This is a genomic window from Actinomadura livida (assembly GCF_014648675.1).
Taxonomy (GTDB): Bacteria; Actinomycetota; Actinomycetes; order Streptosporangiales; family Streptosporangiaceae; genus Spirillospora; species Spirillospora livida.
This window is the reverse complement of the sequence record NZ_BMRO01000021.1, coordinates 55,379-76,006: the sequence shown is the minus strand read 5'-3', so window position 1 is coordinate 76,006 and position 20,628 is coordinate 55,379. Positions and strand designations below refer to the sequence as shown.

The following is a 20,628-nucleotide window of genomic DNA, read 5'->3' as shown; positions in this document are numbered from 1 at the left end:
CGTGAGGGGAGTCCCATGGCAGTCGACGACCGCGGCTTCGACGGCACCGGCAAGGTCGCACTGATCACGGGCGGAGCGAACGGCATCGGGGCCGCGGTGGCGCGCCGGCTGGCCGGGGACGGTGCCCGGGTCGTCCTCGCCGACGTCGACGCGGCCGCCGGGACGGCGCTCGCGCAGGAGCTGGACGGCGTCTTCGTCCGCTGCGACGTCCGCGAGCCCGCCGAGAGCGAGGCCGCCGTGGCGGCCGCCGTCGAGCGCTTCGGCGGCCTGGACGTGGCCTTCCTGAACGCCGGCGTCGCCGGCGGGGGCGGGGTCGGCGACGACTTCGACCTCGCCGCGTACCGGCGGGCCATGGGCATCAACTTCGACGGCGTCTTCTTCGGCGTGCACGCCGCGCTGCCCGCGCTGCGGGCCCGCGGCGGCGGCGACATCGTCGTCACAGCGAGCATGGCCGCGCTGACCGCCACGCCGTTCGACCCCGTCTACGGGGCGAACAAGGCGGCCGTGGTCGGGCTGGTCCGCGCCCTCGGCCCGAAGCTCGCGGAGGAGGGCGTCCGGGTGAACGCGCTGTGCCCCTCGTTCGCCGACACCGACATCCTCACCCCGATGAAGGGGCATCTCCAGGAGACCGGATTCCCCATCCTGGACGTGGCCGACGTCGTGGAGGCGTTCATGCGCATCCTCGCCGCGGACGGGGCGGGCGAAGCCTGGTACGTGGTCCCCGGGCGCCCGGCCGAGCCCTTCAAGTTCCGCGGCGTCCCCGGCCCGCGCTGAAATCCGACCGGACAGGGAGAATCATGCGCGCCATCCAGATCACCGAGTTCGGCGGGCCCGAGGTGCTCACCGTCACCGAGCTGCCCGACCCCGAGGCCGGGCCGGGCCACCTCCTCATCGACGTCTCGCGGGCGGGGATCAACTACGCCGACACCCACCAGGCCGAGAACAGCTACCTGTCGGAGTCCACGCTGCCGCTGGTCCCCGGCGGCGAGGTCGTCGGCACGACCGCGGACGGCCGCCGCGTCGTCGCGCTCGTCGGCACCGGCGGGTACGCCGAGAAGGCCGTCGCGCCCGAGGCGCTCGCATGGGACGTCCCGGAGGGCATCGACGACCTCACCGCCCTCGCCATGGTCATCCAGGGCGCGTCGGCGTGGGTGCTGCTGCGCCGCAGCGTCCACCTGGCACCGGGGGAGTCCGTCGTCGTGCACGCCGCCGCCGGCGGCGTCGGCAGCCTCGCCGTCCAGCTCGCCAAGGCATGGGGCGCGGGGCGCGTCATCGCCACGGCCTCGTCGCCCGACAAGCGCGACCTCGCCCTCGAACTCGGCGCCGACGCCGCGGTCGACCCCGGCGAGCCCGACCTCAAGGCCGCCCTCATCGAGGCCAACGGCGGCAGGCGGGTGGACACCGTCCTGGAGATGACGGGCGGCACCGTCACCGACGACAGCCTGCGCGCACTCGCCCCGTTCGGGCGCCTCGCCTTCTACGGCATGGCGTCGCGGAAGGAGCCGTCGCCCGTGCGCCCCGCCACGCTGATGAGCCACTCCACCACGATCGCCGGCATGTGGCTGGCGCACGTCTTCCAGCTCCCCGGCGACGTGATGCGGACCGCCCTCGACGAGCTGTTCGGCCTGGTCGCGGACGGACGCCTCCGCGCGGTCGGGGGCGGCGAGTACGGCCTCACCGAGGCCAGGCGCGCCCACGAGGACCTGCGCGCCCGCCGCACCACCGGGAAGCTCGTCCTCGACCCGTCGCGCTGAGAGGGCCTGACGGGGTCAGCCCACGAGACCGTTCTCGTAGGCGTACACGACGGCCTGCGTGCGGTCGCGCAGGGCGAGCTTGGTCAACACGTGCCCGACGTGCGTCTTCACCGTCTGCTCGGCCAGCACCAGCTCCGCGGCGATCTCGGCGTTGGAGAGCCCGCGCGCGATGAGCCGCAGGACGTCCAGCTCGCGCGGCGTCAGCCCCGCGGTCGCCTGCGGGCTGGGCCGCTGGTGCCGCCGCCGGCGCGCGAAGTCGCCGATCAGCCGCCGGGTGATCGACGGGGCGAGCAGCGCGTCGCCGGACGCGACGACCCGCACGCCGTTCACCAGGTCGGCGGCGGAGGCGTCCTTCAGCAGGAAGCCGCTGGCCCCGGCGCCGAGCGCCTCGTAGACGTACTCGTCCAGGTCGAACGTGGTCAGCACGAGGACCTTCGGCCGCACGTCGGCGGGGTCGGTGTCCGCAGCCGGGGCGCCGATCAGCTCGGCGGTGGCGGCGAGCCCGTCCATCTCCGGCATCCGGATGTCCATCACGACCACGTCGGGGTCGAGCCGCCGGGCCATCTCCACCGCCTCGCGGCCGTTGCCCGCCTGCCCGATCACCTCGATCCCCGGGTCGGAGGACAGCAGCGCCGCGAGCCCGTCGCGGATCATGACCTGGTCGTCGGCGATCAGCACCCGAATCGTCACGGCAACACCCTACGGCGCCGAAGATCACGCCGGGTCGCCGTAGGGCAGTTCGGCGACGACCGACCAGCCGGCGCCGTCCTGCGGGCCGGCGGTCAGCCCGCCGCCGAGCATCGTCACGCGCTCGCGCATCCCCACGAGCCCGTGCCCGCCGCCCTGCGACTCCTCCGGCGTGCTGCGCGCGCCGTCGTCGGTCACCGACACCGCCAGCGTCTCGGCGCCGTACTTGACCTCGATGTGGACCCGGGACCCCGGCGCGTACCGGGACGCGTTGCTCAGCGACTCCTGGACGATCCGGTACGCCGACAGGTCGACCCCGGCGTTCAGCGGCCGCGGCACCCCGGTGACGACGACCGCGACCGACAGCCCGGACCGGCGGGCCGCGCCGACCAGGTCGTCCAGCCGCTCCAGGCCGGGCTGCGGGGTGCGCTCGGCGTCCTCGCCGTCGGAGCGCAGCAGCCCCACGACGCGCCGCGTCTCGGTGAGGGCCTCCCGCGCGGCGTCCCGCACCACCCCGAACGTCTGCCGCGCCGCGTCCGGCAGGTCCGGGATCTTGTAGGGGGCGGCCTCCGCCTGCATCGCGATCACCGACATGTGGTGCGCCACCACGTCGTGCAGCTCGCGCGCGATGCGGGCGCGCTCCTCCAGCACCGCCTGCCGCGCCAGATCCTGCCGGTGCTGCTCCTCGCGCCTGCGCAGCTCCTCCACGGCCGAGTGCCGGCCGCCGACCGCGTCGCCGAAGGTCAGCGCGAGCGCCGCGAGCCCGGCGAGGATCATGGCGAACCAGCCCGGCATGCCGAACAGCACGGCGGGCAGCAGCACCCCGGTGATGGTGACCGCGCCGACGCCGAGGGTCGTCTGCCGGTCGGCGCCGACCCCGGTGAAGAACAGGATGACGATCAGGGCGAGGATCGCGGTGACCGGCCAGGGCATGAAGCCCTCCCCGTGCCGGACGAAGACCATCAGGAGCAGGCCCGCCGCGGCGACCCGCCACGCGGCGAGCGGCCAGCGCGCCGCGAACATCAGCGGCGTCGCCTGCAGCACGCCGAGCGGCCAGGCGAGCCTCGTGTCGACGCCGTCCTGCGTGATGGAGATCGCGATGGACCCGGCCGTGAAGCCGATCGTGAGCCCGAGCAGGAGCAGCAGGATCGGGATGCGCAGCGCCTTGCGCTCGGGCAGCAGGGTGACGGCGGGGTCGTCCCCGCCGGGCATGAGCGCCGAGCGGACCCCGGCGAGCAGCCGGGGGCGGCCCCCCGGCGCGAAGCGGTCTGGTTCGTTCATTTGACTCGGAGCCTAGAACGCGCCGGTGACGGACCGCCTGACCCCGGCGGGGGAGATCCGGCCCGGTCCGCTGGTATCAGGCCGCCCGGCGCGCCCCGCCGGGCGGCGATCTTGCGGTGATCGCCCGGGGCGGCGGACACTGCGTTGATGACCGACCTGAGGCATCCGATCTTCGCCCGGCTCTACCCGCGGCTGGACGCCGCCACCGCCAAGGCGGGCGGGTCCGAGCACCGCGCCGAGCTGCTCGCCGAGGCGTCCGGCCGCGTGCTGGAGGTGGGCGCGGGGTACGGGGCCAACTTCGCGCACTACCCGCCGGAGGTCACCGAGGTCGTCGCGGTCGAGCCCGAGCCGCGGCTGCGCGCCAGGGCCGCCGCCCTCGCCGCCCGCGCGCCGGTCCCCGTCACCGTGCGGCCCGGCGTCGCGGAGGACCTCGACGCCGACGACGCGTCCTTCGACGTGGCGGTGGCCTCGCTCGTGCTGTGCTCGGTGCGCGACCCGGTCCGCGCGCTGGCCGAGCTGAGGCGCGTCCTGCGGCCCGGCGGCGAGCTGCGCTACTACGAGCACGTCCGCGGGAGCACGCCCGGGAAGGTGCGTTTCCAGCGCTGGACCGACGTCGTGTGGCCGTACCTCGCCGGCGGATGCCACGTGTCCCGCCGGACGGACGAGTGGATCGCCGGATCCGGCTTCACCGTGCGGACCGAGCGGCGCTTCGAGTTCCCGGATACCCGCGGCAACCCGGCGTCGCCGCACGTCATCGGGATCGCCGTCCGCGACTGATCCACCGCGCGACCGCGAAGCCGCATAAGCCCCTTTCTCCCGGGAAGCGGTGGGGCATGACCGCAGCCGGTGGGACCCCGCACCCCCAGGGCGAACCGGCGGGCAGGGGCCCCGCCAACCCGACCGCCATCGCCGCCCTCCTCGCCACCGCCGCCGCCGTCGGCGGCTTCCTGTTCGGCTTCGACTCCTCGGTCATCAACGGTGCGGTCGACGCGATCGAGGGGGACTTCGGGCTCAGCGCCTTCGTCGTCGGGTTCGTCGTGTCGTCGGCGCTGCTCGGCTGCGCCGCCGGCGCGTGGTTCGCCGGGCCGCTCGGCGACCGCATCGGCCGCGTGCGGGTGATGCTGATCACGTCGGCGCTCTTCCTGATCAGCGCGATCGGCTCCGCCCTCTCCTTCGGCGCCGCCGACCTCATCGTCTGGCGGCTGGTCGGCGGGCTCGCCATCGGCGCGGCGTCGGTGATCGCGCCCGCCTACATCGCCGAGATCGCCCCCGCCCGGATGCGCGGGCGGCTCGGGTCGCTGCAGCAGATGGCGATCGTCCTCGGCATCTTCGCGGCGCTGGTCGCCGACTACCTCATCGCCCGCGTGTCCGACGGCGGCGCCTCCGGCGAGTTCCCCCTGGGCGGCACCGCCTGGCGGTGGATGTTCGCCAGCGAGCTGGTCCCCGCCGTGCTCTACGGCGTGATCGCCCTGGTCATCCCCGAGTCGCCCCGCTACCTGGTGAAGAAGCGGCAGCCGGAGCGGGCCCGGGAAGTGCTGCGGCGGGTCATGGACCCCTCCGAGGTGGACGCCAAGGTCGAGGAGATCTCCCGCTCCCTCGCCGAGGACCGCCCGGTCCGCCTGGGCGACCTGCGCGGCCCCCGGCTCGGCCTGCTGCCGATCGTCTGGGTCGGGCTCCTGCTGTCGGTGTTCCAGCAGTTCGTCGGGATCAACGTGATCTTCTACTACTCGACGTCGCTCTGGCAGTCGGTCGGGTTCTCCGAGGGCGACGCGATGCTCACCTCGGTGATCAACTCGCTGGTCAACGTCGCGTTCACGCTGGTCGCGATCGCGCTCATCGACCGGATCGGGCGGCGCCCCCTGCTGCTCGGCGGCGCGGCCGGCATGGCGCTCTCCCTCGGCACCCTCGCCGTCTGCTTCGCCACGGCGCCCGTCGTGGACGGCGAGCCCGCCCTCGGCGACGTCGCCGGCCCGGTCGCGCTGGTGGCGGCCAACACGTTCGTCGCCTCGTTCGCCGCGACGTGGGGACCGGTCGTCTGGGTGATGCTCGGCGAGATGTTCAACAACTTCATCCGCGCCTCCGCCCTCGCCGTCGCCGCCTCCGCGCAGTGGATCGCGAACTTCGTGATCACCACCACGTTCCCGGCCGTCTCGGGCGTGTCCCTCGGCCTCGCCTACGGGATGTACACCGCGTTCTCCGTGCTGGCGATCATCTTCGTCCTCCGCGCCGTGCCCGAGACCAAGGGGCGGGAACTGGAGGACATGGACTCGCTCACCTCGCCGAGGGCCCGCGCGTAAATCCGTGCGACGCCCGCGCCGGTCGCATAGCATGGACGCATGCCGCACGTCTTCGAGACGACGACGCCGGGTCGTTCCCGGCGCGATCGCGGCATGTCCTGAACATTGCACGCGGCAGGGCCCCGGGAGCGATCCCGGGGCCCTGCCGCATGTCAGGCCGCGTTCCGGGACCGCGCCGGGCCCTCCACGACGAGAGGAGCGGCCGATGAAGCAGGATGCGTCCGGAGCACATCCCGAGTCGATAGCATCGGGAACCGCTGATCCAAGCCCATCGAGTCCTGACCGAATACTGCGAGGAGTACCCGTGTCCACCGTGTCGGAGCTGCGCATCACCCTCGACGGGAGCGAGCGGGCGGTGCCGGCGGGCACCACCGCGGGTCAGGCCCTCGACGCCGACGGCCGCACCGTGATCGCGGCCCGGGTGAACGGCGAGCTGCGCGACCTCGCCGGCGAGCTGCGCGACGGGGACGCCGTCGAACCCGTGGAGATCGGCTCCGACGACGGCCGGGCGATCATGCGGCACTCCGCCGCGCACGTGCTGGCGCAGGCCGTCCAGGAGCTGTTCCCCGACGCGAAGCTCGGCATCGGCCCGCCGGTGGAGAACGGCTTCTACTACGACTTCGACGTCGCCGAGCCCTTCACCCCCGACGACCTCAAGCGCATCGAGAAGCGGATGCGGGAGATCGTCAAGCAGGGGCAGCGGTTCTCCCGGCGGCCCGTCTCCGACGACGACGCGCGCGCCGAGCTGGCCGGCGAGCCGTACAAGCTGGAGCTGATCGGCCTCAAGGGCTCCGGGTCCGCCGAGGACGCGGCCGAGGGCGCGAGCGTCGAGGTCGGCGGCGGCGAGCTGACCATCTACGACAACCTCGACGCCAAGTCCGGCGAGCTGCGCTGGAAGGACCTGTGCCGCGGCCCGCACCTGCCGTCCACCCGGGTCATCCCCGCGTTCAAGCTGATGCGCACCGGCGGCGCGTACTGGCGCGGCAGCGAGAAGAACCCGCAGCTCCAGCGCATCTACGGCACCGCATGGGAGTCCCGGGAGCGGCAGGACGAGTACCTGCGCTTCCTGGAGGAGGCCGAAAAGCGCGACCACCGCCGACTCGGCGCCGAGCTCGACCTGTTCTCGTTCCCGAGCGAGATCGGCAGCGGCCTCGCCGTCTTCCACCCCAAGGGCGGCGTCGTCCGCCGCGTGATGGAGGACTACTCCCGCAGGCGCCACGAGGAGGGCGGGTACGAGTTCGTCAACACCCCGCACATCACCAAGGGCGACCTGTTCGAGGTCTCCGGGCACCTCGGCTGGTACAAGGACGACATGTTCCCGCCGATGCAGGTCGACGGCGGCGACTACTACCTCAAGCCGATGAACTGCCCCATGCACAACCTGATCTTCGGGGCGCGCGGGCGATCCTACCGCGAGCTGCCGCTGCGGCTGTTCGAGTTCGGCTCGGTGTACCGGTTCGAGAAGTCGGGCGTGGTGCACGGCCTCACCCGCGTCCGCGGCATGACCCAGGACGACGCGCACATCTACTGCACCAAGGAGCAGATGGGCGACGAGCTCAAGAACCTGCTCGGCTTCGTCCTCGACCTGCTGCGCGACTACGGGCTCAGCGAGTTCTACCTGGAGCTGTCCACCCGCGACGACTCGCCGAAGTTCATCGGCGACGCCGCCGACTGGGAGGAGGCGACCGAGGCGCTGCGCCGGGCCGCGGACGAGTCGGGGCTCGACCTCGTCGCCGACCCCGGCGGCGCGGCGTTCTACGGCCCGAAGATCTCCGTGCAGGCCAGGGACGCCATCGGCCGCACCTGGCAGCTGTCCACCATCCAGGTCGACTTCAACCAGCCCAAGCGCTTCGAGCTGGAGTACCAGGCCGCCGACGGGAGCCGGCAGCGCCCCGTCATGATCCACCGGGCGCTGTTCGGGTCGATCGAGCGGTTCTTCGGCGTGCTGCTGGAGCACTACGCGGGCGCGATGCCGCCGTGGCTGTCGCCGGTGCAGGCCGTCGGCATCCCCATCGCGGACGCGCACGTCCCGCACCTGGACAAGGTCGCCGCGATGCTCCGCGAACGCGGCGTCCGCGTCGAGGTCGACACCTCCGCCGACCGGATGCAGAAGAAGATCCGCAACGCGCAGAAGCAGAAGATCCCGTACATGCTGCTCGCGGGGGACGACGACGTCGCCAAGGACGCGGTGTCGTTCCGGTACCGCGGCGGCGAGCAGCGGAACGGCATCCCGATCGCCGAGGCGGTCGAGGAGATCGTGCAGGCGATCGAGGCCCGCGTGCAGATCTGACCGCCCCCGACCGCCCCGACCGCCCTGACCGGCCTGGCCGGACGCCGGTGGGGCCACGCCACCCCCGTGTGGCGTGGCCCCGGGTCGCTCCGGCGCCCGGCGCCGGGACCCCCGGCCGGTCAGTCCGCGGAGATGACCAGCGGGTTCCCGCCGTCCCTGAACCCGACGGCCCAGACGGAGTCCGTACCGGGGACGCGCGTGATCCCCTGGACCGCGCCCTTCACGTGGGGGAGGGTCTGCTCCAGCCGCCAGGAGCCGTTCGTGTAGTGCAGGATGCGCGGATCGCTGTAGGCGCCGTTCGCCGACGGGACGGCCCAGAGCCCGCCCGCACCGTCTTCGATGAGGCCGTCGGGCGCGTAGTAGCCGGTGTCGGCGTCCGGGCCGAAGGTGTGGTGCCGCCCGCCTCCGAAGCGGCCGCCCGGGGGCAGGACGTCCTCCCGCCAGGTGGATTCGTCCCAGTGGTACGAAGTGTCCTTGCGAACGCCGTTCTCCTCGACGTACCCGGTGACCCACACGTCGTCGGCCACCAGAGGGAGGACCGCCACGAGACGCCCCGCCTACAACGAGTTCGGCAACAAGATCGGGCTGGGCCGCGCCCTCGTCGAGCGCGAGATCGACATGCTCGTGGGCGGGGTCCAGGAACGCCTGGACCAGCACCTGGACGACCTCCCGGCGGCGGTGCAGTCCGCGCTGGGGTTCGTCTTCCTCACGGAGGTGATCGCCATGTTCGGTTCCTACGCGGACCGGACCTGGCCCGCCGTCCCCGCCGGTGTCAGGAGCGTGCTGGTGGAGACGCTGTTGCGGGTGACGATCAGCCACGTCGTCGCCCCCCTGCAGGAGCCGGAGGCGGTCGCCCGCGACCTCGGTGCCCTGACCCGGCGCCTCGTGGCCCCGGCCGACGTCTGCGGGACGTGAGTCGGACATGCCCGGAGTTGGTAACCTCAACGCTCACGTGCCACGAACGGGGAGACGGCGGACATGAGGGCCAGAAGACCGGCGCGGCATTCCCGCTCCCTCCCGGCCCGGATCGCCGGCTATGCCGGCACGGTGCTGCTGGTGGCCGCGGCCGTGGTCGTCCTGCTCATTCCGCTGATCGACGACGGGAAGGGCGCCGACGGCGCGGGCGCCCAGAGCTCGCCCAGCCAGACCGCATCGCCCGGCGGGCCGGCCGGTGTCCCGGGGGACCCGGTCCTGCCCGGGGCGCCGACCGGGCCGGCGCCACAGCAGGACGGGAGCGGCCTGCCCGCTCCGGGCGGGCCGCAGGACGGCGGCGGCCAGGGCGGCGGGCCCGCGCTTCCCGGCCAGGGCGGCACGGGGGAATTGACGTGGTGCCCGGACGGCACGGCGTCCTACCGCGCCACGGGAACCGGTATCGACGTCGTCATCACCGTGGCCTCCAGTGGAGCGATCCGGGCCGAGCTCGTGCTGCAGGGGCGGGCGCCGGAGTCCCAGCAGGCCACCGTCCCGGGCGGGCGGCCCCACACGTTCCACTTCCGGGGCGTGTCACCGGCCCTCGTCGAGCGCGTCAAGGTCACCACCGTCTCCGTCGGGGTGAACATGCAGACGTGCTACGCACGCGTCGGGTGACGCGGATCAGCGGTGCGGGCCGGCGGGCTTGCGGACGTCGCCGACCGACACGTTGACCGCCGCGACCCGCGACCCCAGCATCAGGCCCGCGACCCTGGCCACGTTGGCCTTGACCGCGTCGGCCACGTCGCGGATCACGCAGCCGTACTCGACCGCGATGGCGAGGTCGAGCGTCACCTCGTCCTCGTCCGGATCGACGTGGACGCCCGTGCCGCCCCGGCCTGCGGCCTGTCCTGCACCCGGTCCTCCACCGGGCGCTGGGCCGCCCTCGCCGGCCGGGCCGGGCCGGGCGATCAGGGCGGCGACGCCGGCCACCTCCAGCGCGGCCAGCGCGGCGATCTTCCCGACCACCTCGTCCGCGATCGTGACGCGCCCCTCCACCCCGGTGGTGATGTCGGACGGCGAGCCCCGCAGCGTCATCGGCACCGCGGCCGGCCCGGCGGCGGGCGGCGCGGGGAGCGGCGTCCCCGGCGGCGGCACCGTGCCGCGGTGGGCGGCCGAGTGCGCCGCGCGGCGGGCGGTCGGCCCGGGGAAGAACGGCGCGGATCCGGCCTCCGGCCCCGGCTCGCCGTTCCCGGTGCGGCCTTCGTCGAGCCCGGTCATGATCGCTCCCTGGGGTGAGGTTCGGGACCATGGTGTCGGAGCGACCCGCGGGACGTCACGCATGGCCCGGCCGGCGGGCGCGTCCCGCGGACCGCGCCGTCCGGGCGCGAGGCGGGATCCCGGCTTCGGGCCGCCGGGAAACTCTCTCTATGCTGCTGGTCAGGACGTGAACAAAAGGAGACCGCCGCCTTGAGCGCAGAGCCGGAGGAGTCCGTGGTGCAGCAGGGGCGCGACGAGGGCGCGTCCGCGACCGGGAGCGAGCGCACGCCCCGCTACGAGGAGGAGAGGGGCGGCGCCGGCACGCCCGACAACTTCCAGCGGCTGTGGACCCCGCACCGGATGGCGTACATCAAGGGCGAGGGCAGGCCGACGGGAGCGGGCGAGGACGACGGCTGCCCGTTCTGCGAGATCCCGCGGATGCCCGACGAGGAGGGGCTCGTCGTGTCCCGCGGCACGTCGGTGTTCACGGTGCTGAACCTCTACCCGTACAACTCCGGGCACCTGATGGTCGTCCCGTACCGGCACGTCGCCGACTACGGCGACCTGGACGAGGCCGAGTACCTGGAGCTGGCCACGTTCACCCAGCGCGCCCTCACGGCGCTGCGCAAGTGCAGCGGCGCGCAGGGCTTCAACGTCGGGATGAACCTCGGGCTGGTCGCCGGCGCCGGGATCGCGGCGCACCTGCACCAGCACGTCGTCCCCCGCTGGGGCGGCGACACCAACTTCATGCCGGTCGTCGGGCACACCAAGGTGCTGCCGCAGCTGCTGCGCGACACCCGGCAGATGCTCGCCGACGCCTGGCCGGCCTCATGACCGGCCCCCCGGCGAAGAGGGCGGCGGGAGGGCGGCCGGTGCTCGTGTACGACGGCGACTGCGGCTTCTGCACGTCCTCGGTCCGCTTCATCGAGCGGTACGTGCCCGCACGCGCGGAGATCGTCGCCTTCCAGTACGCCGACCTCGGCGAGTTGGGCACCACGGCCGAGCGGGCCGAGCACGAGGTCCTGTGGATCGACCGCGCCGGGCGGGTCAGCGGCGGCGCTGAGGCCGTGGGGCGGCTGCTCACCGCCGCAGGCGGCCCCTGGCGGGCGCTCGGGGTGGTCATGCGGGTGGCGCCGGCCAGCTGGGCCGCGCAGGCCGCCTACCGGCTGATCGCGCGGAACCGGCACCGGCTGCCGGGCGGGACGGCGGCGTGCGCGCTCCCGCCCGCGGGCCGCCCCGGCGGCCACGGCTGACGCGCGAGGGCCCCGCCCGGCGAGCGGACGGGGCCCTGAACGCGCCGGAGGCAGCCGTCAGGTCTCCCTGGACTCGGCGGCGACCTTGTCGGCCAGATGGGTCGGGAGCGGCTCGTAGCGCAGGAACGAGCGGCTGAACGTGCCCGTGCCCTGCGACATGGAGCGCAGGTCGATCGCGTACCGGATGATCTCCAGCTGCGGGACCTCCGCCTTGATCATGGTGCGGCCGCCGGGCACCGCCTGGGAGCCCTGCACCCGGCCGCGCCGCGACGTCAGATCGGACATGATCGGGCCCACGTACTCGTCGGCGATCAGCACGTCCACCTCGTCGACCGGCTCCAGCAGCAGGATCGGCACCTGGCCAGCCGCGTCCTTGAGCGCGAGCGCACCGGCGGCCTGGAACGCCATGTCGGACGAGTCGACCGAGTGGGCCTTGCCGTCGTGCAGGGTGACCCTGATGTCGACCAGCGGGTACCCGGCGGACACGCCGCGCGCCATCTGCTGCCGGACGCCCTTCTCGACCGACGGGATGAACTGCCGCGGCACCACCCCGCCGACGATCTTGTCGACGAAGTCGAAGCCCTCACCGGACGGCAGCGGCTCGACGTCGATGTGGCAGATGCCGTACTGGCCGTGGCCGCCGCTCTGCTTGACGTGGCGCCCGAGCCCCTTGGCCCTGCCGCCGAACGTCTCCCGCAGCGGGACCCGCATCTCGATCCGCTCGACCTCGACGCCGTACCGGGTCCGGAGCCGCTCGATCAGCACGTCGGCGTGGGCCTCGCCCATGCACCACAGCACCAGCTGACGCGTCTCGGAGTTGTTCTCCAGCCGCAGCGTCGGGTCCTCGGCGACGAGCCGGCCGAGCGCCTGGCCGAGCTTGTCCTCGTCGGCCTTGGACTTGGCGCGGATCGCCACCGGGAGCAGCGGGTCCGGCATCGTCCAGGGCGTCATCACCACCGGCGCGGACGGGTCGGACAGGGTGTCGCCGGTCTCGGCGCGGGTCAGCTTCGCCACCGCGCAGATGTCGCCGGCGATGCAGGACGACGCGGTGCGCTGCGCCTTGCCCAGCGGCGAGGTCAGCGCGCCGACCCGCTCGTCGACGTCGTGGTCCTCGTGCCCGCGGTCCTCCAGGCCGTGCCCGGAGACGTGCACCGTCATGTCCGGGCGGAGCGTCCCGGAGAACACCCGCACCAGCGAGATCCGTCCGACGTACGGGTCGGACATCGTCTTGATCACCTCGGCGACCAGCGGCCCGTCCGGGTCGCAGGCGACCTCCCTCGGCGGCCCGCCCTTGACCGGGGTCACGGTCGGGATGCCGTGTTCGAGGGGCGAGGGGAACGCCTGGGTGATGACCTCGAGGAGCTCCGGCATGCCGATGACCGGGCCCGGATGGTCGCCGTGCGGGACCGATGTCGCCAGGACGGGGTAGAAGCTGCCGCGCGCCACCGCGGTCTCCAGGTCCCCGATGAGGGCCTTGACGTCGAGGTCCTCGCCGGAGAGGTACCTCTCCATGAGGGTCTCGTCCTCGCTCTCCTGGATGATGCCCTCGATCAGCGTGGCGCGCTGCTCGGCGATCTGGTCCAGGTACTGCGGGTCTGGGTCGCACTCCGTCCGCCGCCCGGTGGAGTAGTCGAAGCAGCGCTGGGTCAGCAGCCCGATGAGGCCGTGCGGCCCGTCCCCGCCGCCCGCCGGGAAGTACAGCGGCGCGACGCCCTCTCCGAAGACGTCCTGGCAGGTCATGACCACGTCGTCGAAGTCGCCGCGCTGCTGGTCGATCTTGGTGATGACGACCGCGCGGGGCATCCGCACGGCGGCGCACTCGTCCCAGAGCATCCGGGTCAGGCCGTCGATGCCGTCCACCGCCGAGATCACGAACAGCGCCGCGTCGGCGCCGCGCAGCCCGGCGCGCAGGTCGCCGACGAAGTCGGCGTACCCCGGGGTGTCGATGAGGTTGATCTTCATGCCGTCGTGGGCGAACGGGGCGAGGGACAGGTTCACCGAGCGCTGCTGGCGCACCTCGACCTCGTCGTAGTCGCTGACGGTCGTCCCGTCCTCGACGCGTCCCGCCCGCTGCACCGTGCCGGTGGCGGCGAGCAGCGCCTCCACCAGCGTGGTCTTCCCGGCTCCGGAATGGCCGACCAGCGCGACGTTGCGCACCCTGTCGCACCCGCCGGCCTCCGGTGCCCTGCCGTGGCCTCCCGGGTGGCCTCCCTTGTCCGCCATGACTACCTCCTCGGACGGGTCTCCGCGCGGAGGCCCGCGTGCGTTGGGGCCCGGCCATGCGGGCGGCCCGGCCCTGCGTCCGAGTGCGGCGTCCGACCTCGTCCAACGTGCGTGACCGACGTCACACCCGTATCACCACCTTTTCCCGGGATGGGCGGGATCACAAGGGGTGAAGGGCAAACAACCGCGATCGGTGCGCGGCGCACGGCGGCCGGACCGGCCCTGACCACGCCGAGGACCCTGCACGGGACGCCTCCGCACTACGATGGGCGCGCTGCGCGGCGGCCCGCGGAAGCCCACTCCCCGAAGATTCACGAGAACGGACGGCGATGCTCAACAGAATCAGGCCCGCGCTGGGGCGCGTCCTCACCCCGGTCGGACACGTGGTCGCGCGGACCAGGCTCTCGCCCAACGCCATCACGGTCATCGGGACGCTGGGCGTCGCAACCGGCGCGCTCGCGCTGTTCCCCCGCGGCGAGTTCTTCTGGGGCACGCTGGTCATCACCGCGTTCGTGCTGTTCGACATGCTGGACGGCGCGGTCGCCCGCGTCACCGGGAAGATCTCGAAGTTCGGCGCGTTCCTGGACTCCACGATGGACCGGGTCGCCGACGCCGCGATCTTCGCCGGGCTGATGATCGGGCTGTCCCGGGACGGGCAGGAGCCGCTCGCCGGCGTCGCCCTGTACTGCCTCGTCGCCGGGGTCGTGGTGTCCTACGCCAAGGCCCGCGCCGAGGGGCTCGGCTACACCTGCGACGTGGGCATCGCCGAACGCGCCGAACGGCTGATCGTCGCGCTGGTGGCCGCCGGGTTCCACGGGCTCGGCGTCCCCTACATCCTCGCCATCGCGCTGTGGGTCCTCGCCGCGCTGAGCACGGTCACGGTCGCGCAGCGGTTCGCCGCCGTCTACGCCCAGGCGAAGGACGGAGCCGAGGCCGCGCCGGAGCCGGCTCCATGAGCGACCCCGCCGCGCCCGGGCGCCGCGCGGGCGGCCGGTCCCCGCGCGGCGCGGACCGCACGGGCCTGCGGGACGAGGTGATGGACGCCGCGTACGGCGCGGGCTGGACGATCGTCCGCAAGATGCCCGAGCCCGCCGCGCGGCTCGCGTTCACCGCCCTCGCCGACCGCACCTGGCACCGCCACGGCACCGGTGTGCGGCAGTTGGAGAAGAACCTCTGCCGCGTCCTCGGCAAGGACGCCGTCGACGACGAGGTCCGCGTCCTCAGCAAGAAGGTCCTGCGGTCGTACTTCCGCTACTGGCTGGAGGTGTTCCGGCTGCCCGAGTACAGCCGGGCGCGGATCCTCGGCCGGATGCGGGTGACCGGCGAGAAGAAGATCTTCACCAACCTCGATGCCGGGCGCGGCGTCATCCTGGCCCTGCCCCACATGGGCAACTACGAGCACGCGGGCGCATGGCTCGTCCACCGCGGGTACCCGTTCACCACCGTCGCCGAGCGGCTCAAGCCCGAGTCGCTCTTCGACCGGTTCGTCGAATTCCGGGAAGGGCTCGGCATGGAGGTCCTCGCCCACAAGGGCGCCTCCGCGTACGGGCGGATGGCGCAGCGCCTCCGCGCCGGCCGGCCGGTGTGCCTCGTCGTCGACCGCGACCTGACCGAGAGCGGCATCGACGTGGAGTTCTTCGGGGCCACCGCCCGGATGCCCGCGGTGTCCGCCGCGCTGGCCCTGCAGACCGGCGCCGCCCTCATCCCCGTGACACTCTGGTACGAGGGGGAGTACTGGGCGGCGCGCGTCCACGAGGAGGTACCGGTTCCTGGTGAGGGCGGCAGACAGGAGAAGATCCAGGCCATGACCCAGGAGCTCGCACGCGTCTTCGAGGCGGGCATCGCCGCGCACCCGGAGGACTGGCACATGCTGCAGAAGGTCTGGGTGGACGACATCGCGGACGGCACCGGATGAGGATCGGCATCGTCTGCCCCTACACGTGGGACGTCCCCGGGGGCGTCCAGCAGCACATCGGCGACCTCGCCGAGGCGCTGATCGCCCTCGGCCACCACGTGTCGGTGATCACGCCCGCGGACGACGACGCCGAGCTGCCGCCCTACGTCGTGTCCGCCGGACGCGCCGTCCCCGTGCCCTACAACGGCTCGGTGGCGCGGCTGGCGTTCGGGTTCCTGTCGGCCGGGCGCGTCCGCCGCTGGATCAACGACGGCCGCTTCGACGTCCTGCACGTCCACGAGCCCGCCGCGCCGTCGCTCGGCCTGCTGGCCTGCTGGGCCGCGGACGGCCCGATCGTCGGCACCTTCCACGCGTCCTACGAGAAGTCGCGCGTGGTGTCGGTGACCGCGCCGATCCTGCAGAGCGCGCTGGAGAAGATCACCGGCCGGATCGCGGTGTCGGAGGCGGCGCGCACCACCCTGGTCGAGCACCTCGGCGGCGACGCCGTGCTGATCCCCAACGGGGTCGCGACCGAGCGGTACGCGATGGCCGACCCGCTGCCCGGCTGGCCCGGCCGCGGCGCCCCGGCCGGGGGAGTCCCGCAGGGGCCCGCCGGCGGGGAGGCGCTCGGTTTCCTCGGCCGGATGGACGAGCCCCGCAAGGGCCTGCACGTGCTGCTGCGCGCGTTCGAGGTCCTCGGGCGGCGGCGCCCCGGCCTCCGGCTGCTGCTGGCCGGGCCCGGCGACGCCGACGACGTGGTGTCCCGCGTCTCCCGGGACCTGCGCGACCGGGTCGTCGCCCTCGGCATGGTCAGCGAGGAGGACAAGGTCCGCGCCTACCACTCGGTGGACGTGTTCGTCGCGCCCAACCTCGGCGGCGAGAGCTTCGGCATCGTGCTCGCCGAGGCCATGGCGGCGGGCGCGCCCATCCTGGCCAGCGACATCGAGGCGTTCGACCGGGTGCTGCGCGGGGGACGCGCCGGCGCGCTGTTCCCCGTCGGCGACCACGAGGCCCTCGCGGCGGCGGCCGCAGAGCTGCTCGACGACCCGGCGCGCCGCAAGCAGCTGTCCGCGGAGGCCCGCGCCGCCGTCCGCGCCTACGACTGGTCGTCCGTGGCCCGCGACGTGCTCCGCGTGTACGAGACGGTCGCGTTCGAGAGCGCCGGCGTCGTCGAGTCCGGCCCGGCCGTGTTCCGCGACGGGGCCTAGGAGACCGCCGGATGTACGACTGGATCATCGACGTCCTGTTCTGGGTCGCCGTCGTCTTCCTGGTCGGCGTGTACGTGTCATGGCGCGCCACCAGGCTCGACCGGCTGCACGTCCGCGTGGAGACCGCCCGCGCCGCGCTGGACGCGGCGCTGGTCCGGCGGGCCGCGGCGACACTGGAGCTCGCCGCCTCCCGCCTGCTGGACCCGGCCACCAGCCTGGTGCTGGCCACCGCCGCCCACGAGGCCCGGACCGCCGGCGCCGACCACCGCGAGTTCGCCGAGAGCGACCTGTCGCGGGCGCTGCGCGCGGTCTTCGACCAGCCCGGCTTCGCGGGCGCGCTCGCCGACAGCGGAGCCGGCGAGGGGGTGCTGGACGAGCTGTCCGCCGCCGCGGCGAAGGTCGCCTACGCCCGGCGCTTCTACAACGACGCCGTCTCGCAGGCGCGGATCGCCCGCCGCAAGCTGCTCATCCGCGTCCTGCCGCTCGCCGGGCGCGCCCCGCTGCCCGACTTCTTCGAGATCGACGACGACCCGCCCGAAATCTGACCGGCCGCCGGGGCCCCGTCGGCCGCGAGCGGGTCCCGCGGATTGATCACATCCGGGCCCGTCGGCCGTACCGCTGGACGGGCGGGCGCATCCGGTCGTGTTCGCTACCCTCGGGCAGAGCCGTCAAGGGAGGGCCCATCGTGCGATCCGCCAGGGACACCGGCGCCGGCGGCCGTGCGGCCGCGGTGCTCGGTGCCCTCGTCCTCGGCGCCGGGCTGGTGTCCTGCTCCGACTCCGACGCGCCGCGAACGGCGCCGCCGCCGCGCAGCACGGGCACGCCGTCGCCGAGCGCGACGCCCACGCCCGCGACGCACCCGTTCACCGGCGAGCGGAAGGGGCTGGACAACCCGGTCCTCGCCGTCAAGATCGAGAACACCCGGCCCGCGCTGCCGCAGAGCGGGGTGAAGGCGGCCGACATCGTCTACGTCGAGCAGGTCGAGGGCGGCGAGACCCGGCTGATGGCGGTCTACTCGACCGAGCTGCCGAAGCGGGTCGGGCCCGTCCGCAGCGCCCGCATCTCCGACCTGCACATCCTGCCGCAGTTCGGCAGGCCCGCCTTCGCGTTCTCCGGCGTCCAGAGCAAGATGAAGAAGCACGTCCGCAAGGCGCCGGTGTACGACATCTCCCAGGAGAACGCCGGGAACGCCTACTTCCGGGCCGGAGGCAAGCCGATCCCGTACAACCTCTACGCCGACCCGAAGGTCCTGCTGAAGAGGGCGCCGAAGGCCGGCGGCCCGCGCGACATCGGCTTCCGGTTCGGGGACGCCCCGGCGGGCGGCAAGGCCACGAGGAGCTTCACCGCGCGGTGGCCGTCGGCCAGCATGGGGTTCACCTGGTCGAAGAAGCAGAAGCGGTGGCTCGCCAGCTTCGGCGGCAGCCCGGACCGCGCCGCCGAGGGCGGGCGCCTGGGCGGCCAGACGGTCGTCATCCAGTACGCCAAGACCACCCGCTCGAAGTTCCACGACTTCCTCGGCAGCTACACGCCGCTGATCCACACCACCGGGACGGGCCGCGCCCTCGTCCTCCGCGACGGCAAGTCGTACAGGGCCAAGTGGTCGAGGTCGTCGGAGAAGAAGGGGACCACCTTCACGACGGCCGAGGGCGAGCCGATGACGTTCGCGCGGGGCCAGGTCTGGGTCGTGCTCGTCAACGACGGCAAGCCCTACACGCCCTAGAGGCGGGGGGCGGCACGGCGCCGCGGCGGCCCGGTGCCGCGTCAACCACCACTCTGTAAGTGAAGGCCCGCCCGCGTTGACACTATGGCGTGTCGAGCGGGCGCCCTAGCAGGCAATACCATGGAACGGACTTGTCGTACTTCCATGTGAGGAAAACCCGTGTCCACTTCCAGTCCCGCCCCTGAGAACGCCACTCCCGAGACCGGGACCGCCCGCGTCAAGCGCGGCATGGCGGAGATGCTCAAGGGCGGCGTGATCATGGACGTCGTCACGCCCGAGCAGGCGAAGATCGCCGAAGACGCGGGCGCGGTCGCCGTCATGGCCCTGGAGCGGGTGCCCGCCGACATCCGCGCCGAGGGCGGCATCTCCCGGATGAGCGACCCCGACATGATCGACGGGATCATCAGCGCGGTGTCCATCCCGGTCATGGCCAAGGCCCGCATCGGCCACTTCGTCGAGGCGCAGGTGCTGCAGGCACTGGGCGTCGACTACGTCGACGAGTCCGAGGTCCTCACCCCGGCCGACTACGACAACCACATCGACAAGTGGGCCTTCACCGTCCCGTTCGTCTGCGGCGCCACCAACCTCGGCGAGGCGCTGCGCCGCATCACCGAGGGCGCGGCCATGATCCGCTCCAAGGGCGAGGCCGGGACCGGCGACGTGTCCAACGCCACCACCCACATGCGCCAGATCCGGCAGCAGATCCGCCGCCTCCAGAACCTCCCGGAGGACGAGCTGTACGTCGCCGCGAAGGAGCTCCAGGCCCCCTACGAGCTCGTCAAGGAGGTCGCGGTCGCCGGCAAGCTGCCGGTCGTGCTGTTCACCGCGGGCGGCATCGCGACCCCCGCCGACGCGGCCATGATGATGCAGCTCGGCGCCGAGGGCGTCTTCGTCGGCTCCGGGATCTTCAAGTCCGGGAACCCGGCCCAGCGCGCCGAGGCCATCGTCAAGGCCACCACCTTCCACGACGACCCCGGGGTGATCGCCAAGGTCTCCCGCGGCCTCGGGGAGGCCATGGTCGGCATCAGCGCCGCCGGCCTCGGCGAGGACCAGAAGTTCGCGGGCCGCGGCTGGTGACGTGAACCCGGCGGGGTTACGCTGGCGGCGCGGCCGGTGCGGAACGGCGGCTCCGGCGGCGGGGAGGAGGCCCCCGGGCGGCGCCCGGTGGCGGGAGGGGAGAGCATGGCTTGGTCGGTCGCGCTGGCCTGCGCGAGCGCGGGTGAACCCACCGAGGTGTTCCGGCCGGGCCTGGTGCCCGATCCGGACGCCGCCGCGGCGATCGCGCGGGGCCTGTACCCGGCCGACACCCTGACCGAGACCGGCGACACGGTCCTCGACTTCGCGCTCTGGCCGTACGAGGACGAGCTGTTCGTCGGGGCGTTCGAGCGGGCCCTGCTGCTGTGCGACCGGCGGCTGTTCTGCCTCGACGACGACGCCCGCCGCATCGCCGACACCGCCGCGGCCGCGCTGCCCGGCTCGCACTGCGGCGTCCTCGTCCTGCACAACGTCATCCGCGGCTGCTGGTTCCGCTGGTACGAGTCCGGCCGGCTGCTGCGCGACGTGTTCGTCACCGCCGAGGACGGCGTCGTCGTCGACCAGGGCGAGCGGCTCCCCGCCGAGCGGCCGTTCTGGCGCGCCATCGACGCGGGCGCCCCCGACGTCCCGCTGCCGTTCGACCCGGAGGAGTTCGGGCTCGCGCTCGCCGAGGAGCACATGTTCGGCCGCGGCATCGCCGACCGGGGCAAGGACGGGTTCCTGCCGCTGGAGCTCCCGCTGCGCCGCTTCAAGCACGTCTGAGCAGCGGCTCGGGGAAGACGTGCCATGACGAGCGGCGTTGTAACGAACGTCTAGG

General features: G+C 73.4%; 21 protein-coding genes. 16 read left to right on the top strand and 5 right to left on the bottom strand.

Features of this window, described 5'->3' with window-relative positions; genetic code table 11:
• Nucleotides 1-15: 15 nt before the first annotated feature.
• On the top strand, nt 16-774 hold the full coding sequence (locus IEZ03_RS34120) for an SDR family oxidoreductase (protein WP_184885129.1): 759 nt from the start codon (nt 16-18) through the stop codon (nt 772-774).
• Nucleotides 775-797: 23 nt separating this feature from the next.
• The gene (locus IEZ03_RS34115) at nt 798-1,754 is read left to right on the top strand and encodes a quinone oxidoreductase family protein (RefSeq protein WP_184885126.1); all 957 of its coding nucleotides are present in this window, start codon (nt 798-800) and stop codon (nt 1,752-1,754) included.
• Between the two features lie 15 nt (nt 1,755-1,769).
• On the opposite strand, the gene IEZ03_RS34110 is transcribed toward IEZ03_RS34115, so the two are convergent.
• Both IEZ03_RS34110 and IEZ03_RS34105 read right to left on the bottom strand, forming a co-directional pair.
• A complete protein-coding gene (locus tag IEZ03_RS34110; RefSeq protein WP_184885125.1) occupies nt 1,770-2,444 on the bottom strand; it encodes a response regulator in 675 nt (224 codons plus the stop codon).
• A 24-nt stretch (nt 2,445-2,468) separates the two neighbouring features.
• Nucleotides 2,469-3,722, bottom strand: coding sequence for a sensor histidine kinase (locus IEZ03_RS34105; RefSeq protein WP_184885124.1), 1,254 nt, complete (start codon nt 3,720-3,722; stop codon nt 2,469-2,471).
• Nucleotides 3,723-3,869: 147 nt separating this feature from the next.
• On the opposite strand from IEZ03_RS34105, the gene IEZ03_RS34100 reads away from it, so the two are divergent.
• From IEZ03_RS34100 to thrS, 3 genes are all read left to right on the top strand, one after another.
• Entirely contained in the window at nt 3,870-4,499 is a 630-nt protein-coding gene (locus tag IEZ03_RS34100; RefSeq protein WP_184885123.1) for a class I SAM-dependent methyltransferase, read from the top strand.
• 56 nt (nt 4,500-4,555) lie between these two features.
• Nucleotides 4,556-6,019: a sugar porter family MFS transporter gene (locus IEZ03_RS34095; RefSeq protein ID WP_184885122.1), complete on the top strand. Its 1,464-nt coding sequence runs from the start codon at nt 4,556-4,558 to the stop codon at nt 6,017-6,019.
• A 304-nt stretch (nt 6,020-6,323) separates the two neighbouring features.
• Complete coding sequence (gene thrS, locus IEZ03_RS34090; RefSeq protein WP_184885121.1) at nt 6,324-8,309, top strand: threonine--tRNA ligase; 1,986 nt, start codon at nt 6,324-6,326, stop codon at nt 8,307-8,309.
• 119 nt (nt 8,310-8,428) lie between these two features.
• On the opposite strand, the gene IEZ03_RS34085 is transcribed toward thrS, so the two are convergent.
• On the bottom strand, nt 8,429-8,836 hold the full coding sequence (locus IEZ03_RS34085) for a hypothetical protein (protein ID WP_184885120.1): 408 nt from the start codon (nt 8,834-8,836) through the stop codon (nt 8,429-8,431).
• Here IEZ03_RS34085 and IEZ03_RS34080 point away from each other — a divergent pair.
• Entirely contained in the window at nt 8,814-9,224 is a 411-nt protein-coding gene (locus IEZ03_RS34080) for a hypothetical protein (protein WP_184885119.1), read from the top strand. The genes IEZ03_RS34085 and IEZ03_RS34080 overlap by 23 nt on opposite strands.
• A gap of 63 nt (nt 9,225-9,287) precedes the next feature.
• On the top strand, nt 9,288-9,896 hold the full coding sequence (locus tag IEZ03_RS34075) for a hypothetical protein (RefSeq protein WP_184885117.1): 609 nt from the start codon (nt 9,288-9,290) through the stop codon (nt 9,894-9,896).
• Between the two features lie 6 nt (nt 9,897-9,902).
• Here the strand turns inward: IEZ03_RS34075 and IEZ03_RS34070 are convergent, their stop codons facing one another.
• Entirely contained in the window at nt 9,903-10,499 is a 597-nt protein-coding gene (locus IEZ03_RS34070) for an Asp23/Gls24 family envelope stress response protein (protein ID WP_184885115.1), read from the bottom strand.
• A gap of 189 nt (nt 10,500-10,688) precedes the next feature.
• On the opposite strand from IEZ03_RS34070, the gene IEZ03_RS34065 reads away from it, so the two are divergent.
• Together IEZ03_RS34065 and IEZ03_RS34060 are read left to right on the top strand one after the other, a co-directional pair.
• A complete protein-coding gene (locus IEZ03_RS34065) occupies nt 10,689-11,312 on the top strand; it encodes an HIT family protein (protein ID WP_373293723.1) in 624 nt (207 codons plus the stop codon).
• Between the two features lie 38 nt (nt 11,313-11,350).
• Nucleotides 11,351-11,731, top strand: a complete 381-nt coding sequence (locus IEZ03_RS34060) for a thiol-disulfide oxidoreductase DCC family protein (protein ID WP_229808749.1) — start codon at nt 11,351-11,353, stop codon at nt 11,729-11,731.
• Between the two features lie 57 nt (nt 11,732-11,788).
• Here the strand turns inward: IEZ03_RS34060 and IEZ03_RS34055 are convergent, their stop codons facing one another.
• Complete coding sequence (locus IEZ03_RS34055) at nt 11,789-13,954, bottom strand: elongation factor G-like protein EF-G2 (RefSeq protein ID WP_184885112.1); 2,166 nt, start codon at nt 13,952-13,954, stop codon at nt 11,789-11,791.
• 329 nt (nt 13,955-14,283) lie between these two features.
• On the opposite strand from IEZ03_RS34055, the gene pgsA reads away from it, so the two are divergent.
• The 7 genes from pgsA (at nt 14,284) to IEZ03_RS34020 (ending at nt 20,573) form a co-directional block, all read left to right on the top strand.
• The gene (gene pgsA / locus IEZ03_RS34050; RefSeq protein WP_184885110.1) at nt 14,284-14,910 is read left to right on the top strand and encodes a phosphatidylinositol phosphate synthase; all 627 of its coding nucleotides are present in this window, start codon (nt 14,284-14,286) and stop codon (nt 14,908-14,910) included.
• Nucleotides 14,911-14,990: 80 nt separating this feature from the next.
• Nucleotides 14,991-15,869 carry a phosphatidylinositol mannoside acyltransferase gene (locus IEZ03_RS34045; protein ID WP_229808753.1) on the top strand — a complete coding sequence of 293 codons (879 nt, stop codon included), beginning with the start codon at nt 14,991-14,993 and terminating at the stop codon, nt 15,867-15,869.
• Complete coding sequence (locus IEZ03_RS34040) at nt 15,866-17,056, top strand: glycosyltransferase family 4 protein (RefSeq protein WP_184885106.1); 1,191 nt, start codon at nt 15,866-15,868, stop codon at nt 17,054-17,056. The genes IEZ03_RS34045 and IEZ03_RS34040 overlap by 4 nt, the downstream gene beginning before the upstream one ends.
• An 11-nt stretch (nt 17,057-17,067) precedes the next feature.
• A complete protein-coding gene (locus IEZ03_RS34035) occupies nt 17,068-17,601 on the top strand; it encodes a hypothetical protein (RefSeq protein WP_184885105.1) in 534 nt (177 codons plus the stop codon).
• 140 nt (nt 17,602-17,741) lie between these two features.
• Entirely contained in the window at nt 17,742-18,776 is a 1,035-nt protein-coding gene (locus tag IEZ03_RS34030; RefSeq protein ID WP_184885103.1) for a DUF3048 domain-containing protein, read from the top strand.
• A 159-nt stretch (nt 18,777-18,935) separates the two neighbouring features.
• Complete coding sequence (pdxS, locus tag IEZ03_RS34025) at nt 18,936-19,853, top strand: pyridoxal 5'-phosphate synthase lyase subunit PdxS (protein ID WP_132043630.1); 918 nt, start codon at nt 18,936-18,938, stop codon at nt 19,851-19,853.
• A 105-nt stretch (nt 19,854-19,958) separates the two neighbouring features.
• Nucleotides 19,959-20,573 carry a DUF6928 family protein gene (locus IEZ03_RS34020; RefSeq protein WP_184885101.1) on the top strand — a complete coding sequence of 205 codons (615 nt, stop codon included), beginning with the start codon at nt 19,959-19,961 and terminating at the stop codon, nt 20,571-20,573.
• The last annotated feature ends 55 nt before the right edge of the window (nt 20,574-20,628 follow it).

Excerpts from the sequence above, each read along its gene's own strand:
- IEZ03_RS34120 (WP_184885129.1), top strand. The coding sequence starts at position 16 with ATGGCAGTCGACGACCGCGGCTTCGACGGCACCGGCAAGGTCGCACTG.
- IEZ03_RS34115 (WP_184885126.1), top strand. The coding sequence starts at position 798 with ATGCGCGCCATCCAGATCACCGAGTTCGGCGGGCCCGAGGTGCTCACC.
- IEZ03_RS34105 (WP_184885124.1), bottom strand. The coding sequence starts at position 3,722 with ATGAACGAACCAGACCGCTTCGCGCCGGGGGGCCGCCCCCGGCTGCTC.
- IEZ03_RS34100 (WP_184885123.1), top strand. The coding sequence starts at position 3,870 with ATGACCGACCTGAGGCATCCGATCTTCGCCCGGCTCTACCCGCGGCTG.
- IEZ03_RS34095 (WP_184885122.1), top strand. The coding sequence starts at position 4,556 with ATGACCGCAGCCGGTGGGACCCCGCACCCCCAGGGCGAACCGGCGGGC.
- IEZ03_RS34075 (WP_184885117.1), top strand. The coding sequence starts at position 9,288 with ATGAGGGCCAGAAGACCGGCGCGGCATTCCCGCTCCCTCCCGGCCCGG.
- IEZ03_RS34070 (WP_184885115.1), bottom strand. The coding sequence starts at position 10,499 with ATGACCGGGCTCGACGAAGGCCGCACCGGGAACGGCGAGCCGGGGCCG.
- IEZ03_RS34055 (WP_184885112.1), bottom strand. The coding sequence starts at position 13,954 with ATGGCGGACAAGGGAGGCCACCCGGGAGGCCACGGCAGGGCACCGGAG.
- pgsA (WP_184885110.1), top strand. The coding sequence starts at position 14,284 with ATGCTCAACAGAATCAGGCCCGCGCTGGGGCGCGTCCTCACCCCGGTC.
- IEZ03_RS34045 (WP_229808753.1), top strand. The coding sequence starts at position 14,991 with ATGGACGCCGCGTACGGCGCGGGCTGGACGATCGTCCGCAAGATGCCC.
- IEZ03_RS34040 (WP_184885106.1), top strand. The coding sequence starts at position 15,866 with ATGAGGATCGGCATCGTCTGCCCCTACACGTGGGACGTCCCCGGGGGC.
- IEZ03_RS34035 (WP_184885105.1), top strand. The coding sequence starts at position 17,068 with ATGTACGACTGGATCATCGACGTCCTGTTCTGGGTCGCCGTCGTCTTC.
- IEZ03_RS34020 (WP_184885101.1), top strand. The coding sequence starts at position 19,959 with ATGGCTTGGTCGGTCGCGCTGGCCTGCGCGAGCGCGGGTGAACCCACC.